At 66.3% G+C, this 16,138-nt stretch carries 17 protein-coding genes; 15 read left to right on the top strand and 2 right to left on the bottom strand.

The window, feature by feature from the left end:
• Positions 1-93 precede the first annotated feature (93 nt).
• Positions 94-615: a hypothetical protein gene (locus FFS52_RS01215; RefSeq protein ID WP_171011521.1), complete on the top strand. Its 522-nt coding sequence runs from the start codon at positions 94-96 to the stop codon at positions 613-615.
• A gap of 30 nt (positions 616-645) precedes the next feature.
• Positions 646-2,844, top strand: a complete 2,199-nt coding sequence (locus FFS52_RS01210) for a glycoside hydrolase family 3 C-terminal domain-containing protein (protein WP_137808560.1) — start codon at positions 646-648, stop codon at positions 2,842-2,844.
• A 33-nt stretch (positions 2,845-2,877) separates the two neighbouring features.
• On the opposite strand, the gene FFS52_RS01205 is transcribed toward FFS52_RS01210, so the two are convergent.
• Positions 2,878-3,855: a LuxR C-terminal-related transcriptional regulator gene (locus tag FFS52_RS01205; RefSeq protein ID WP_137808559.1), complete on the bottom strand. Its 978-nt coding sequence runs from the start codon at positions 3,853-3,855 to the stop codon at positions 2,878-2,880.
• A 323-nt stretch (positions 3,856-4,178) separates the two neighbouring features.
• On the opposite strand from FFS52_RS01205, the gene urtA reads away from it, so the two are divergent.
• From urtA to FFS52_RS01170, 7 genes are all read left to right on the top strand, one after another.
• Complete coding sequence (gene urtA, locus FFS52_RS01200) at positions 4,179-5,411, top strand: urea ABC transporter substrate-binding protein (RefSeq protein ID WP_349291568.1); 1,233 nt, start codon at positions 4,179-4,181, stop codon at positions 5,409-5,411.
• Positions 5,412-5,455: 44 nt separating this feature from the next.
• Positions 5,456-6,226: an urease subunit beta gene (gene ureB / locus FFS52_RS01195; protein WP_137808558.1), complete on the top strand. Its 771-nt coding sequence runs from the start codon at positions 5,456-5,458 to the stop codon at positions 6,224-6,226.
• Positions 6,204-7,919, top strand: coding sequence for an urease subunit alpha (ureC, locus tag FFS52_RS01190; protein WP_137808557.1), 1,716 nt, complete (start codon positions 6,204-6,206; stop codon positions 7,917-7,919). The genes ureB and ureC overlap by 23 nt, the downstream gene beginning before the upstream one ends.
• A gap of 9 nt (positions 7,920-7,928) precedes the next feature.
• A complete protein-coding gene (gene ureG / locus FFS52_RS01185; protein WP_137808556.1) occupies positions 7,929-8,555 on the top strand; it encodes an urease accessory protein UreG in 627 nt (208 codons plus the stop codon).
• On the top strand, positions 8,552-9,394 hold the full coding sequence (locus FFS52_RS01180) for an urease accessory protein UreD (RefSeq protein WP_137808555.1): 843 nt from the start codon (positions 8,552-8,554) through the stop codon (positions 9,392-9,394). The genes ureG and FFS52_RS01180 overlap by 4 nt, the downstream gene beginning before the upstream one ends.
• Positions 9,395-9,405: 11 nt before the next feature.
• Positions 9,406-9,927: a hypothetical protein gene (locus FFS52_RS01175; RefSeq protein WP_078111712.1), complete on the top strand. Its 522-nt coding sequence runs from the start codon at positions 9,406-9,408 to the stop codon at positions 9,925-9,927.
• Between the two features lie 61 nt (positions 9,928-9,988).
• Positions 9,989-10,690: an urease accessory UreF family protein gene (locus tag FFS52_RS01170; RefSeq protein ID WP_249356442.1), complete on the top strand. Its 702-nt coding sequence runs from the start codon at positions 9,989-9,991 to the stop codon at positions 10,688-10,690.
• Between the two features lie 21 nt (positions 10,691-10,711).
• Here FFS52_RS01170 and FFS52_RS01165 read toward each other — a convergent pair whose 3' ends face one another.
• Positions 10,712-11,194, bottom strand: coding sequence for a PaaI family thioesterase (locus FFS52_RS01165; RefSeq protein WP_137808553.1), 483 nt, complete (start codon positions 11,192-11,194; stop codon positions 10,712-10,714).
• Positions 11,195-11,322: 128 nt separating this feature from the next.
• Here FFS52_RS01165 and FFS52_RS01160 point away from each other — a divergent pair, with 128 nt between their 5' ends.
• The 6 genes from FFS52_RS01160 (at position 11,323) to FFS52_RS01135 (ending at position 15,866) form a co-directional block, all read left to right on the top strand.
• Positions 11,323-11,931, top strand: a complete 609-nt coding sequence (locus FFS52_RS01160) for a TetR/AcrR family transcriptional regulator (RefSeq protein ID WP_137808552.1) — start codon at positions 11,323-11,325, stop codon at positions 11,929-11,931.
• A gap of 138 nt (positions 11,932-12,069) precedes the next feature.
• Positions 12,070-12,747: a DUF4166 domain-containing protein gene (locus FFS52_RS01155; protein WP_058251302.1), complete on the top strand. Its 678-nt coding sequence runs from the start codon at positions 12,070-12,072 to the stop codon at positions 12,745-12,747.
• 114 nt (positions 12,748-12,861) lie between these two features.
• Positions 12,862-13,302 (top strand): SRPBCC family protein, encoded by a 441-nt coding sequence (locus FFS52_RS01150; protein WP_058251301.1) that lies wholly within the window; start codon positions 12,862-12,864, stop codon positions 13,300-13,302.
• Between the two features lie 109 nt (positions 13,303-13,411).
• The gene (locus FFS52_RS01145) at positions 13,412-13,933 is read left to right on the top strand and encodes a DUF6764 family protein (protein WP_058251300.1); all 522 of its coding nucleotides are present in this window, start codon (positions 13,412-13,414) and stop codon (positions 13,931-13,933) included.
• 143 nt (positions 13,934-14,076) lie between these two features.
• Positions 14,077-15,027 carry a polyphosphate kinase 2 gene (gene ppk2 / locus FFS52_RS01140; protein WP_137808551.1) on the top strand — a complete coding sequence of 317 codons (951 nt, stop codon included), beginning with the start codon at positions 14,077-14,079 and terminating at the stop codon, positions 15,025-15,027.
• A gap of 26 nt (positions 15,028-15,053) precedes the next feature.
• Positions 15,054-15,866, top strand: coding sequence for a hypothetical protein (locus tag FFS52_RS01135; RefSeq protein ID WP_058251298.1), 813 nt, complete (start codon positions 15,054-15,056; stop codon positions 15,864-15,866).
• The last annotated feature ends 272 nt before the right edge of the window (positions 15,867-16,138 follow it).

Genomic DNA, 16,138 nt, shown 5'->3' with positions numbered 1-16,138 from the left:
TCGTGCTTTCACCCGATGAGGGGATATCCGCGGATGGCAGGTCGCGTTAGCGTCGGAACCACCCCCGAAACGACTCGACTGCCGGAGAAATCGATGCGCACAACCACTTTCGTTCGAGCTGCCCTCATCCTGGCCGCGACGGCGACCGCTGCGGTCGTCCCGGCCGCGATCGCCGATGCCGCGCCACTCGAGTCCGGGAGCCTCGACGGCGGAAGCGTCGACGGGGGCAGTCTCGAGGAATACGGTCTGGGCGGCCTCGACTATTTCGGGAGTCTCGGGGGCAATCAGGCTCCGCCGTCGACCCAGCGGTGCAACTCCGAGACCAAGTCCGGCGGCTACGGTGTCACCGAGACCCGGCACATCCTCGGCCTGCGAGGCCCGACGAGCTTCACGCTGAACTACGACACCTACGACATCCCGGACGAGATCCGGGTGTTCTACGGTGGCCGGCAGATCTACAACACCGGTTACGTCGGAGACGACATCAACCAGGGAACCGGCAGTGTCCGGATCACGGTTCCACCCGGTGGCGACACCTCGGTCGTGGTTCGAGTGACCGGGCCGGACCGGAACACGGAGTGGGACTACACCGTGAACTGCCCGGGAGCGAGCTGACCGCCCGACGATCGTCGGTAGTGTCTTGGAGTGAGTGAATTCAGCTCGACCGAGAAGGCCGCGTTGGGCAGCGGCGCCGATTTCTGGACCACCAAATCGGTCGGTTCCGTTCCCGCGCTGACACTCACGGACGGTCCGCACGGGGTCCGGAAACAGACCGGCGCCACCGATCACCTCGGCCTCGCCGGCAGCGAACCCGCCACCTGCTTCCCGCCCGCGGTCGGACTCGGCCAGAGTTGGGACACCGAGCTGATCCGTCGTGTCGGCGAAGCGCTCGGCCGCGAGGCACGCGGTCTCGACGTCGACGTGCTGCTCGGCCCGGGCGTGAACATCAAGCGAGATCCCCGGTGCGGCCGCAACTTCGAGTACTTCTCCGAGGATCCGTTCGTCACGGGCCGGCTCGGCGCGGCGTGGGTGAGCGGCGTACAGAGCATCGGGGTCGGCACGTCGCTCAAACACTTCGCGCTGAACAACGCCGAGGACGACCGGATGCGGTCGAGTTCGGACGTCGACCCGCGCCCGATGCGGGAGATCTACCTCCGCGCCTTCGCGCACATCATCCGCACGGCGAACCCGTGGACCGTGATGTGCTCCTACAACCGCATCAACGGCACGTACGCGGCGGAGAACCGGTGGCTCCTCACCGACTTGTTGCGGGGTGAGTGGGGCTACGACGGCGTGGTGGTCTCCGACTGGGGTGCGGTCGCCGACCGCGTTCGGGCGGTCGCCGCCGGCCTGGATCTCGAGATGCCCGGCCCGGGGGACCGCACCGACGCGCAGGTCGTGGACGCGGTCCGGAACGGAACCCTCGACGAGGCGGCGCTGGACCGGTCGGCCCGGGCGGTCCGGGAACTCGCGGAGCGGGCCGCCGCGGGCCGGGCGAACCGGTCCGTCGTCGACTTCGATCTCCACCACCGACTCGCGCGCGAGGCCGCGTCGCGGTCCATCGTCCTGCTCAAGAACGACGGCGATCTGCTCCCGTTGAGCCCCGGACGCTCCGTCGCGGTCGTCGGCTCGTTCGCGCACGACCCCCGTTATCAGGGCGGCGGCAGTTCGCACGTGAACCCGACGCGCCTCGACGTACCGGTGGACGAGATCCGGGCAGCAGGCGGCACGGTGACCTACGCCCCGGGTTTCAGCACCGACGGCTCGCGGGTGGATACGGCGGGCGCGTTCGCCGCGGCGGCGGGCGCCGATGCCGCCGTGCTGTTCCTGGGACTGGCGGCCGCACAGGAGTCGGAGGGCTTCGACCGCGACGACATCGAACTGCCGGCGGACCAGGTCGAGTTGCTGACCGCGATCCTGGCGGTGCAACCGCGAACGGTGGTCGTGCTCGCTCACGGAGGCGTCCTCCGCCTCGGATCGATCGCCGCGGCCCCGGCAATCCTCGACGGCGCGCTCCTCGGCCAGGCCGGGGGCGGGGCCATCGCCGACGTGCTCTTCGGGGTCGTCAACCCGTCGGGTCGGCTCACCGAGACCGTGCCGGTCAGGTTGCAGGACACCCCGGCATACCTGAATTTCCCGAACGAGAACTCGCACATCCGCTACGGCGAGGGCATTTTCGTCGGCTACCGCTGGTACGACGCCCGGGACATCGAGGTCGCCTACCCGTTCGGGCACGGATTGTCCTACACGACCTTCGAGTACTCGGATCTGTCTGTCGCATCGGATGATCCGGGCGTCGACGGAGTGGTCGTCGGGCTGACGGTGACCAACACCGGTTCTCGAGCCGGACGTGACATCGTCCAGGTCTACACGTCGAAGCCGGACTCACGAGTCGGACGACCGCCGCGCGAGCTGACGGGCTTCGCGACCACCCGCGACCTCGAACCCGGTGAGTCGCAGAGGATCTCGATCGCGATCGACCGTAACGACCTCGCGTACTGGGACACCCGCGTCGACCGCTGGGTCGTCGAACCGGGTGAGTACGGGGTGGACGTCGGCGCGTCGAGTCGGGACATCCGGCTGACCACCACCGTCGAGATCGCGGGCGACGAGGTTCATCTCGCAATCGACGAGAACTCGACCCTTGGCGAGGTCCTGGCGAATCCTGCTGCGGCGCAGGCGCTCGCGTCCCGGTTCGAGGACAACCCGCTGGCGAGCTCCGACGACGCCCTCGGCGTTGACATGGCACGGATGATGGCGTCGATACCGCTCGGACGCCTCGCCGGGTTCGGGATGCGGGACGAGGACATCGCCGCGATCATCGCGGCGGCACGCACGGACTGACCGGCCGGGTACCTCCGACACTACGCCGGCGATTCAAGGCTGCATCTGGCGTCCGCTGAGGAGACCGTGCTGATGCGCCAGCGTTGCCAGTCCGACGCGGTTGGCGACCCCGGTCTTGCCGAGTAGATGCTCTATGTGGCGGCCGACTGTCTTGGCGCTGATGACGAGCGCACCGGCGACCTGCGCCGAGGTCAGACCGTTCGCCACCAGGGTGAGGACCTCCAGCTCCCGTCCGGTGAGGTCGAATGGGAGCGGCTCGGGCGTGGCGAAGGTCAGGGCCACGGGGGTGGCGGCCCGATATCGCGGCGTCGCCGGGAGCAGCCGGACCAGATGCCAGGTTCCCCCGGGGTCGCACCATCGGAACTTGCGCTCGGTACCGGCGAGTCGTGCGACGATCGAGAGCAGTTCGGGGTCGACATCTGGTATGAGCTGATCGTGCAGGGCCCGGCAGTTTCCCGACCTGTCGATGAGCCACGCGGGGCTCCCTGGAGAGAGGAAGTCAGCCACCATCACCGGACGCATTGTCGTGTCGAGAAGCGACGCGACACTGCTGCGGAGCTCGTTGATTTCGGTGACGTCCACGTCGCGGGGGTAGCGGCGGTCGTCGGAATTGACGTGCAAGGTCCCGGCATAAGTGCCTTGTGCGGTGACCAGGCGGGCGGACAGTCCCTCGTCGAATCCGGCCGGGGTGAACACGTTGGTGACCGAGTGGGTCCGTCGGTACCCGGGGAAGTCACGCCAGCGCAACGCGCCGGAGCGGGTTCTCTCCATCTCTTTGAACAGCGGGTCGTTCGAGACGAACCAGCTGTTGAAATGGCTCATGACTGAATCGGGATAGTCGTGATTGGCGAGGGTCAGGTGCCGGCCCGCGACCGGATCCCACAGACTGATCGCGCTTGCCGACGACGACACGCGCTCACCGAGCGCGCACAGCAGTTCGTCGGCACGCGTGTTGAGGTCGGCCGCGCTCCCCAGTGCCTCATGATAGGGCCCGGTGGTCGACGATCTCATGCGCTCTCCGTAACCCCCCGACGATGATCATTCGATGGGTTGCATTGTTCCGCAAGCGCGTTTCGGCGATGTTTCACATCAGGCCGGCGACGCAACACTCGTTGTCGATTTAGAAACCAGCAGTTAACAATCGAAGTGGGAAAGATGGGGAATTCTCCCGATTCGCGCGGCAGGTCTCGGTCCTTAGATTCGAGGCACGGGTCGCACACCGCTGTGCGGCCGGTGACCGATTGATCTCAGACGGCCCGGAGCAGCAACTCCGGCCGACAAGCCAGGAGTTACCGATGACCACGGACTCTTCACGTGAACGTTCCCGATGGCGCATGACGATGTCGATCACCGCTGTGGCGGTGGCCGGTGTCATGCTGTCCGCGTGCGGGAGTGCGGCTTCCGACAGTGACAGCGCCGCAGGCCGCGTCGACTGTCTCGATACGAGCGGAGATTCGGTCGCGGTGGGATCGATCAACTCGCTCAGCGGTGGTACCGCAGTGAGCGAAGTCGTGATCCATGACGCCATCACGCTCGCCGTGGAGCAGATCAACGCGGACGGAGGTGTGCTCGGAAAGCAACTGCGGCAGATCTCCGAGGACGGTGCCTCCGATCCCGCGATCTTCGCCCAGAAGGCCCAGAAGCTCGTAGCGAGCGACTGTGTCGCAGCAGTTTTCGGCGGATACACCTCTGCCAGCCGGAAGGCGATGCTCCCCGTGTTCGAGGACACCGGTGCGCTGCTCTACTACGGCCAGCAGTACGAGGGGCTGGAGAGCTCTCCGAACATCTTCTACACGGGTGCCACGACCAATCAGCAGATCATCCCCTCACTGGACTACCTCCGCGAACAAGGAGTGAAGTCGATCTACCTCGTGGGCAGTGACTACGTCTTCCCCCGCACCTCGAACGCGATTGTGCGTGCTTATGCGGAGGAGAACGGAATGACCATCGCCGGTGAGGATTACGCTCCGCTCGGCTCCACCGACTTCTCCACGATCGTCAACAAGATCCGTCGATCCGACGCCGATGCCGTGTTCAATGTGGTTGTCGGCGACTCGTTGGCCGCATTCTTCCGCGAGTACAACAACGTCGGCCTGAACGCATCGACGATGCCGGTCATGTCGATGTGCGTCGGCGAGGAAGAGGTCAGGAGCATCGGAGCCCAGAATCTCGTCGGTCAGTTGTCGTCGTGGAATTACTACCAGTCACTGGACAATCCGGTGAACGACGAGTTCGTTGTCGCCTTCAAGGAGCGGTTCGGGTCGTCGAGTGTGACCTCGGACCCGATGGAGTCGGCCTACACCGCTGTGCACCTGTGGAAGCAGATGGTCGAGAAGGCGGATACGTTCACACCGGAAGAGGTGTCCGCTGCTGCGGCCGGCGTCAGTTACGAAGCGCCCGAGGGACTGGTCACCGTCGACGGCGAGAACCACCATGTCACCAAGACGGCGCGGATCGGCCGAGTGACCGCCGACGGTCAGTTCGACGTGGTGTGGAGTTCTGACGGACCGATCGAACCCGACCCTTTCCTCGACACCTACCCGTGGGCTGAGGGTGTCGGGGCCTGACCCGCGAACCTCCCGACGTGTCGGCCATCTGAGAGGGAACACCTGTGCATCTCACACCGAAGGACGAGGACCGGCTGCTGCTCTTCCTCGCAGCCGAGCTCTCGCGCAGACGTCGGTCTCGCGGACTGCGACTGACCTATCCGGAAGCTCGTGCTCTGATCGCCGACGAGGTGGCGGAAGCCGCTCGTGGGGGAGCCAGCGTCTCGGAGGCGGCGGCACTCGGTGCGTCGCTCCTCACCGATGACGACGTGGCCCCCGGGGTCGCAGCCCTCCTGGGGTCGGTGCAGGTGGAGGGATTTTTCGACGACGGCCAGAAGCTCGTGACCGTTCACGACCCGATCCGGCCGGGAACCGGCCCTGCGCCGACGCGACTGGCCGGTGACGAGCACACGCCCGGGGAGTATCTGCTCGTCGACGAAGACGTGGTGATCAACGACGGGCGGGACACGGCAGCGATCACGGTGGTCAACACAGGTGATCGACCGGTCCAGGTCGGCTCGCACTTCCACTTCTTCGAGGCCAACCGGGCGCTGTTGTTCGATCGGCGGGAGGCCTTCGGGATGCGTCTGGACATCCCGTCGGGCACCGCTGTCCGATTCGAGCCCGGGGCCGAGCACGATGTCGAACTCGTCGCCTTCGGCGGCGAGCGCGTCATCACCGGCCTCAACGACATGACCAACGGCCCAACCGATGTTGCGCTGCCCGCCGCGACGCTACGCGACCTGCGCGCAGCGGGATTCCTGGACACGTCCGCGGGAGACGTAACCGGGAGGACCACTTCAGGAGGGGACTATGGTGCAGAGACTGACGCGTAGGCACTATGCGGAGCTGTTCGGGCCGACGACCGGCGACAGGGTGCGTCTGGCCGACACCGAACTCCTGGCGCGCGTGGAGTCCGACGCCACCGTATACGGCGACGAGTCGGTGTTCGGCGGCGGCAAGACCATGCGTGAGGGCATGGCCGTGCACAATGCGATCACGAATGCCGAAGGCGCACTGGACTTCGTGATCACGAACGTCCTCATCATCGATGCTGTGCTGGGGATTCGTAAGGCCGACATCGGGATCAAGGACGGGCGCATTGCCGGCATCGGCAAGTCCGGCAACCCCGCCACCATGGATGGGGTCGATGCCGAGCTGGTGATCGGAGCCGGCACCGACATCCGTTCGGGTGAAGGCATGATCGCGACCGCGGGAGCCATCGACGTCCACGTGCACTTCGACAGCGCCGGACTGGTCGAGGAAGCCATCTCGAGCGGTATCACCACCATGATCGGTGGGGGCCTGGGTCCGGTCACGGTGGGGATCACCAGCTCGGGGCCACATAATCTGGCAAGGATGCTTCGGGCAGCAGAGGCATTCCCGATGAACTTCGGATTCATCGCGAACGGAAGTGCCGCATCCACAGCACCGTTGATCGAGCAGGGACTCGCCGGTGCGATCGGCTACAAGATCCACGAGGACTGGGGTGCGACGCCGGCATCGATCCGCGCCTCGCTCGACGCGGGCGACGAACTCGACCTACAGGTGCAGATCCACAGTGACACCCTGAACGAGTCGGGCTTCTATGAGGACACCATGCGCGCAATCGGTGGGCGCACGATCCACACCTATCACGCCGAAGGTGCGGGCGGTGGACACGCCCCGGACATCATGCGGGTCGTGGGTGAGCCGAATTGCCTTCCGTCGTCCACGAATCCGACCAACCCGTATACGCTCAACACCTTCGACGAGCATCTCGACATGGTCATGGTGTGCCATCACCTCAATGCGCGGATACCGGAGGATGTGGCTTTCGCCGAGTCGCGTATCCGGCGAGAGACGATCGCCGCCGAGGACGTCCTGCACGATCTTGGCGCCATCTCCGCGATCGGCTCGGACTCGCAAGGGATGGGCCGCATCGGCGAAACCATCGCCCGTACATGGCAACTCGCCTCGCACATGCGCGCCACCCGTGGGCCGTTGCCGGACGACGCCGGTACCGGCGCGGACAATCAGCGCATCTTGCGTTACATCGCCAAGCTGACGTTGAATCCGGCGAAGATGTTCGGCATCGACCACGAGGTCGGCTCGCTGGAGCCCGGCAAGCTCGCCGACATCGTGCTGTGGGAGCCGAAGTTCTTCGGTATCCGTCCAGAAGTGGTGTTCAAAGGTGGCTTCCCGGCGTGGTCGGTGATGGGTGAATCGAACGCCTCGCTGATGACCTGCGAACCGCTGAAGTATCGCCCGCAATGGGCGGCTTTCGGCAAGTCGCCGGTTGACGTGTCGGTCAACTTCGTCGCACGTGCGGCCCTCGACTCGGGCCTCGGGGAACGACTCGGCCTCGACACCCCGCTGATCGGCTGCACGGGTTCGAGGGCCTTGACCAAGGCGGACTTCGTCCACAACGACCACCTGCCCGAGATCTCCATCGAACCCGATACCTACCGGGTGGTGGTGAACGGGGAGATCTGCACGAGCACACCGATGTCGAGCGTCCCGCTCGGACGCCGGTACACGCTCAAATAGGAGGAGAGCATGAGTTCGGATCCGATCCGTATCGGAATCGGCGGACCGGTCGGCTCCGGCAAGACCAGGCTGGTCGAGTCGTTGGTCCCCGTCCTCACAGAACGCGGGGTCGATCTCGCAGTGATCACCAATGACCTGGTGACCGACGAGGACGCCCAGCGTGTACGACGCAGCGGCATCATCGACCCCGCGCGGGTCCGAGCCGTCGAGACCGGTGCGTGCCCGCACACCGCGATCCGCGAGGACCCATCGGTCAATCTGGCCGCCGTGGATGACCTGGCGGCTGCCTACCCAGGCCTCGACGCGGTGCTGATCGAGTCCGGCGGAGACAATCTCGCTGCCACGTTCAGCAGTGATCTCGTCGACTACTGGATCTTCGTCATCGACACCGCCGCCGGCGACGACATCCCGCGGAAGCAGGGTATCGGCCTTCTGCAGGCTGACCTGCTCCTGGTGAACAAGATCGATCTCGCCGAGATGGTCGGAGCCGACCTGGATCGCATGCGACACGACTGTTCGGTTGCCCGGCCGAGTAAACCCACACTGTTCACCGACCTACGGCATCAGGCGGGCGTTGTCGAGGTGGCCGACGAGATAGTCAAGGGAGCAATGCTTCCCACGCCGCCGAAGGCATGATCGAACCGGGGGTTCTCGATGTCGACGTGGTCGCCGATGTTCGCGGAAGGACTCGGGTGCGGCATCTGCGGCAGGCCTACCCGCAACGGGTCACCACACCGCTGTATGTCGACGTCGACCCACGGATCGCCTATCTCTGCGTACAGAATCCGTCCGGCGGGATCTTCGCCGACGACTCGTTGCACACGACTGTGGCGGCCGGCCCCGGCAGCCATCTCCTGTTCACGTCCCAGGCGGCAACCCAGGTGTTCGACGGGCACGACGGACCGGGGGCAACCCACCACCAACGGATCCGGGTCACAGATCGATCGGTGGTCGAGTTCGTACCGCGCGAAATCATTCCGCAGGCCGACTCCCGGTTCGCTCAGTACACCGAGATCGACGTCCGGGGTTCGGGGCTCTTCGTCGGATGGGAGATGCTCGCTTCCGGGCGGATCGGCCGTGGGGAGCGGTTCCGGTACCGGTCTCTCGTCTGCCGGACCACGGTGCGGGTCGACGGTGAGGTCGTTGCGCGGGACGCGCTTCGGTTCAGTCGACCCGAAGGGCGGGTCGACGACGCCGGTTCGCTGCCGGAGCGGCTGATCGGCGCGAACTACTGCGCTACGTTGCTGGTAGTAGCTCCCACGAGAAGCACCGGTGCATTACAGAATGCACTGCAATCGGCCCTGGACGCGTTGGATGTGGTCAGCGGCGTCAGCGCACTGCCGGGCGAGAGTGGTGCGATCGTGCGCGTGCTCGGCACGAGAGCACCCGCGATGCGTGAGGCGCTCGCCGTGTGTCTGGCGTCAATCCGGTCCGAACTGTTGATGCTGGCACCGCCCCCAAGGCGATTGATCTGAGAGGACACCCCATGACCACTGAATCCACCGAGCAGGCGCGGGAAGTGACCCACCTCCTGGGACGTGAGTGTGATGAAGAGTTCCACGGACGTCGACTCGACCTCGTCGAGATCGGTTGGGGGGACGCGCGTAAGCACCGACAGATGCTCACGACCGCATCGGGATCGACGGTGCGGCTCCGCCTCCCACGAGGTTCCTTTCTCGACGACGGCGCGGTCCTGGCCGACGACGGCGAGACCATCACCGTGGTACGTCGTGCTGCCGAGCCCGCCATCGTCGTCGACTTCGATGCCAACGGCGGACCCGACGGTGCGCGGCGAATGCTGTTGCTGGGTTATCTGCTGGGCAACCAGCATGCCCCGCTGGATGTCTCGGCGCACCAGGTGTCGACGCCGCTGATGACGAGCGCGACGACCGCGAAGGACACCCTCGCCGCACTGCGTCTGCAGGGTGTGGTGGCCGACGTCCCGCTCGCCTCACACGGATGGTCGAACACGTCGGCCGATCATCACCATCATCACCATCATGACTGATCGACCCGTCATCAGTTGCTGCCCGAGGACCGCGATCGACTCCGCTGTGTCCGATTGCTCTGTGCCCGATTCCTTCGCGGCGGCCGTCGGCTGGCTGAACCTGCACGACAGCGCTTTTCCCGCGGGCCGTCTGGTCCACAGCAACGGCATCGAGAGCTGGCTGCGTGCGTTTCCCGACGCCGGGCCCGATCAGATCGTCGAGCTCGTCGCGGATTACGTGGCGACCTCGGTCGCGACGCTCGATGCGGTTGTCGGTGTCCACGCTTGGGCGAGTGACGATCTCGCGATGCTCACGGGCCTCGATCGGGAGTTGCTCAGCTACAAGACCTCGGAGAACGCGCGAGACGCGTCGCTCAAGCCGGGGCGTCAGCTCGCCGACACCGCAGCTCGTGTCGGGATGATCTGCGGAGTGCCGGACTGTGCTCGCGCGGATTACCTTCGCGCGGTGTCGTCGGCGAATGCACCGGGCAATCTGGCCGTCGTCGAAGCCGTGGTCCAGGCGGGCCTCGGGATCGACCGGCGCATCGCGACCCTGGGGACGCTGCGTTCGTCGATGGCATCCGCGTTCAGCGCGTGCGTACGTCTCGGCAGGCTCGGTTCGCTCGGCGCACAGCGTGCACTGGTCGCGGCGACACCCGCTCTCGTCGACCTTGCCGCCGACGTCGAGCGGGCTCCGCTCGACGCCCTGAGCTCCAGCAGCTTCGCGCTCGAGCTGTTCGGCATGCGACATGCACAGATGTCGCCTCGGCTCTTCGCCAGCTGATGCAGCCGGACTTGGATCCGGCTACCGGAACACGATGCAGGTGGTGGTCCCGTGGGCGACGAGCTTGCCGTCGGCGGAGAACACCTTGCCCTCGGCGGTCGCGGTGGTGCGGCCGGCGTGGATGACGGTACCCACGCCGGTCAGCTCCCCGGCGTCCACGGCGACCGAGCGGATGTAATTCACCTTCAGCTCCAGCGTCGTGTAGCCGACCCCGGCGGGCAGGGTGGTGTGGACGGCGCACCCCATCACCGAGTCCAGCAGCGTGGCGCAGATACCGCCGTGAACGGTGCCGAGAGGGTTGGCGAAGTCGGGCTGCGGAGTCACTGCGAAGGTGACCGCGCCCTCGTCGATCTGCTTGGGCACCATGCCCAGGAGGCGGCCGATGCTCGGACGGTCGGAGCCCGCGCCGCCCGCCTGCCAGGCTCGCAGCAGCTCGAGTCCGGACATGGCGGTGGGGTCGGTGGGTGCGTTAGTCGTGGTCGTCATGACTATGCATGGTTGCATACTCCGTCGTGGTTATGAAGGTCTGCATATCGGCGAGGCCGCGCCGCATACGGGATGACCTCGGCCGATGCTATGTATGCTGGCCACGACATCGGTTGTATGAGGGTCGGCATAGGAGTTGTTGCTGCATGGCGTCACATCCCGCCGAGTCCGTGATCACCGGCGCGGACGAGCGCGGCCCCCGCGAACGCATGGTCGTGCACGCGGCCGATCTGATCGGCCGCGACGGGGTCGCCGCCACCTCCATCGGCGACGTGATCTCGGCGAGTTCCGCACCACGGGGATCGATCTACCACCATTTCCCGGGCGGTAAGACCCAACTGATGACCGAAGCCGTCCGGTACGCCGGCGAGTTCATCGCCGAACGCATCGGACGTCCGACCACGATGACCCCGGCCGACACGGTGCGCGAGATCGGCGGGGTGTGGCGGCGACTTCTGGTCAACACCGACTTCCAGTTCGGCTGCCCCGTGCTGGCCGGCGGCCTCGCCCGCCGCAGCGAACCCGCGGTGGCGGACGCATCCGCCGAGATCCTGCAGCGCTGGGCCGACCTGGTCACCGCGCGGCTGGTGGTCGACGGCGTCGACAGCGACCGTGCCGACTCACTGGCCAACCTCATCATCGCGGCGGTCGAGGGAGCGGTCGGACTGTGCCAGACACGGCGCAGCGTCGAACCCCTCGATCGCGTCATCGCCGAACTGGCGAGCCTCTGCGACGCGGCCGTCGATCGGGTCTGATCCGGGGCGAGACGTTGGACACAGGTGTGCTCCGTTAGTAGGTTCACCATGTCGTCACCGCCGTGGTGGCGTCTGGCCTGTATCCGTTCATCGTCGGGACGGGCTCGAATCGGTGGGTGAGCTCGGGGAGGTTGCGCCATGACGCCGGTCTTCCGGCATGCGCTGGGTTCGGACTTCGACCGTCTGCATCCCAACGTCGCATGGCGCTACGGCATCGACTCGACTTCCGGTGTCGCGCAGGTCTGTAGCGGGATCTACGAGTCGGTCTACGTGTCGTCGGCGCTGCCGCCGCCCGCCCTGTGGCATTATGCCAAGCGCAATGCGCTGCCTTCGAAGACCAGTCGCATGGTTCCATTCACCCAGGGTTACTACTGCTACTCCGACGAGCTGGGGCGCGAGTCGCTCGCGGTGCTGCGCAACTTCCAGTACACGACCGGCCCGCGCAAGCTGAACTCCCTGCTGGTGGCCGGGCGCACGGGCCTGGTCGACTATTTCGGCGACGGCCCCGAGTTCCTGTATCCGATCGAACCGTCGGTGACGCGATCCGGCGAACTGCTGCTCGAGAGCGGACCGATGCGCTGGCTCGGACGCGGACCCAAGGTCGGGATGAAGGGCCTGTTCACCGCTCAGATGAAGTACATCGAGGGGTGGGACGAGAAACGGGATCGATTCCGCTGCGACGCGACCGTCCGCAACCCGGTCATCGGCGAGATCATGCACTTCCGCGGCTGGTTCACCGCCGTCGACCAGGCGTGCTCGTTGCGTGACATTCCGGACGAGGCGTGGCCGGTCAACCTGGTCGATCGCGAGAGCTGAACGGTTCGATCCAGGGCGACTCCGTCGCGGCGATCCAGGGCGACTCCGTCGCGGCTCGACACAGCCTCGACAGTTCGTTGCATCGGCGGCCCGGGCGCGCGGTAGATTCAGCGCATGGCTGTCTCAGCGAACATCGAATTCGACGTCGCCGCCCCGGTCTCGGTGGTGATGGAAGTGCTCATGGACATCGAGTCCCTACCGGACTGGTCGGGACCGCACAAGGAAGCCGAGATCCTGTCCAGCTACGACGACGGCACGCCGCAGAAGGTGCGGATGGTCGTCACCGCCGCGGGTATCTCCGACGAGCAGACCTGCACCTATGACTGGACCGAGAACTCGTGCGAATGGCACCTCATCGAGTCGAATCAGTTGAGCGAGCAGCACGGCAAGTACACCGTCACCGAATCCGACAAGGGTGCCCATGTCCGCTTCGACCTGGCCGTCGAGCTGAAGATCAAGCTGCCCGGACTCATCGTGAAACGCGCCCAGAAGATGGCCGTGGACACCGCGCGCAAGGGACTCACCGCGGAAGTGGAGAAGCGCGCGGCGGCCTGAGGACGATCGTGACCGGGACGTGACGAGTCGATCGTCTCCTCCGCGGCGTCGGCCCCTGTACGCTGAGGGCGTTCCTTACCGGGCGCCCGAGCTATGGAGGCCAAAGCAGTTGAGAATCAAGAAGTTTGCCGTTCGCGGCCTGGTCCTGGCGGCGGGGCTCGCCGGATGTGTTGGTTTCGCCGGGTTGTCGGGCGAAGGGGTCGCCGCGGCGGACACGCGTTGCTCGGTGTCGAACGGTCATCAGGTCGAGCGTGTCGAGGGGCGCAGCGGTTGCGGCGCCAAGGCCGGAGTCGGCAGTCGCGCGAGTGCCGACGAATACAGCGGTCGCGGCACCGCGGTCTCGGTCTCGGACAACGGCGGCAACGCCGCGGCCTACAACCTGCAGCCCGGTTCGACGGCGCTCGCCGGCGCCAACAGCCGGGGCAACGCCTATTCGGTCACGACCGGCCCGAGCGCGCTGTCCGTCGCGCAGGCGCGTCGCGGCGGTACGACGGTCGCGATCGGCGGTTGGGGCGGCGAGGCCTACGCCGGTCCCGAAGGTGCCCGCTGCAGTGGCGGTTTCGCGACCGCGTTCGACACCAGCACCGGTAAGGCATGTCTGCACGCCGGTTCGATCGACCTGCGGAACTGACGCCGACCGACACTGAGCTGCGCCACCGCTGGTCGAGTCGAAGCCATCGAGTGCACGACATCTGAGAGACAGAACACGCCCGGCGCGACGGTAGTTCACCGGAGCGTCGGGCGTCGTTCGCCGCTTCGACCTATCGTTGTGGAGTGACCGACCTCCACGATCCCGAGACACAGATCGGCCCCGACTTCAGCGTGCTCAACGGCCGCGAAGCACTTCAGCAACTCGTCGACCTCCACGACACCACGCACTTCACGGTCAACGACGACGATGACGACGACCCGGTCCTGCTGACCCTGCCCGAACGGAATGTCGTCGACACCTGGCGCGAGGACTACCCGTACGAGGAGCGCATGAGCCGCCGCGAGTACGAGGTCACCAAGCGGCGGCTGCAGATCGAACTGCTGAAGCTGCAGAAGTGGTCCAAGCAGACCGGGCAGCGGCATCTGCTGGTCTTCGAGGGCCGAGACGCGGCGGGCAAGGGCGGCACCATCAAACGATTCAACGAGCACCTCAACCCGCGCGGCGCACGCACGATCGCCCTGGAGAAGCCCAGCGAACGCGAGGCCACCGAGTGGTACTTCCAGCGGTATGTGCAGCACCTGCCCGCCGGCGGGGAGATGGTGTTCTTCGATCGCTCCTGGTACAACCGCGCCGGCGTCGAACGGGTCATGGGGTTCTGCAGTCCGCAGCAGTACACGCAGTTCGTCGCCCAGGTCCCGGCGTTCGAGAAGATGCTCGTCGACGACGGGATCAACCTGGTCAAGTTCTGGTTCTCGGTCACCCCGCTCGAGCAGCGGACCCGGTTCGCGATCCGTCAGATCGACCCGGTGCGCCAGTGGAAGCTGTCGCCCATGGACCTGGCGTCGCTGGACAAGTGGGATGCCTACACCGAGGCGAAAGAGGCGATGTTCGCCACCACCGACACCGACCACGCACCCTGGACGGTGGTGAAGTCCAACGACAAGAAGCGGGCGCGCATCAACGCCATGCGTCACGTGCTGAGTCTCTTCGACTACGACGGCAAGAACGAGTCCTTCGTGGGCACGCCCGACCCGCTGATCGTCGGCCGCGCCTCGGATGTGATCGGGGAGTAGTTCCCCGGCTCGGTAGCCTCGTGGCTGTGCGTAGCTTCCTGAGTGCCCTGTTGACACTTGTCGCGATCGCGGCGACCGTTCTCGCCGTACCGTCTTTCTGGCTGGATCAACGCATCGTCGACCAGGCGGGGTTCGTCGCCACGGTCGCGCCGATGGCCGAGAACCAGCAGGTCAAGGACTACCTCGCAGATGAGATCGCCGCGCAGGCGACCGCGCGGACAGACCTGCCGATCGCCGGCGTCCTGGTGCGGCCGCTGGCGGGCCGCTACACCGAGAGTGAACAGTTCCAGCAGGACTTCGCCGATGTCGTCGGCCAGCAGCACGCGTTCCTGTTCGAGGAGCCGGCGCCCGGTTCGGACACCTCGGTGATGCAACTCGACATCACGAACATGATCAACCGCTCCCTGAACCTGACCGGTGGCAACGCGATCCAGGGGCCGGTGGTCGTCGAGTTGACCAACGGCTCCTCGGGCCTCGAGGCGGGCCGGTACGCGGAGGTGGGTAGCCAGATCACGCTGCTCGCCTGGGGCTCGGCGGCGGTGGCCGTGATCGCAGCCGTGCTCGCGCTGCTGATCGCCCGACGACGCGGAACCGTCTTCGCGTGGCTCGGGCTCGGCGTGCTTGCAGCCGGCGTCTCGACCTGGGCCATGGGCCTGTTCTTCGCCGACCGCGCCAAGCAGGAGGTGGCCGGCGCAGAGCGCTCGGGCCGCCAGGTCGCCGAGCTCATCATCGACGGCGCCTACGACGACGTCACCCGGGTCGCACTGATCGTCGGCGGCGTGGGCGTCGCGATGTTCGCCGTCGGGATCCTGGGACGGCTGATCATCGGGCGGCGCTGAGGGAGGGTGCGTCAACCCTGCTCCCAGATCCGAAAGAGCCGCACACCAATCGGCCCCTGAGGTGCGAGGAGCGTTAGCGATGCCTTCCCTCTGCTCCCTGAGGTGCGAGGAGCGCAGGCGATGCCTTCCCTCTGCTCCCTGAGCAGCCTATGAGGGTTCGTGTCAACAGGGTCCTGTGGTGGGTGTGGGCGTGGGTGTTCGGCCCGGCGGCCGGTTGGCGTGTCGGGATGGGTGCGTGGTGGGGGGTTCGGGTTGGCCGGGGTCGTGCCTGG

The sequence above is a fragment of the Gordonia sp. ALPHA1B1 genome (genome assembly GCF_005502615.1).
GTDB lineage: Bacteria > Actinomycetota > Actinomycetes > Mycobacteriales > Mycobacteriaceae > Gordonia > Gordonia hongkongensis.
This window is presented reverse-complemented; position numbering and strand designations above follow the sequence as displayed.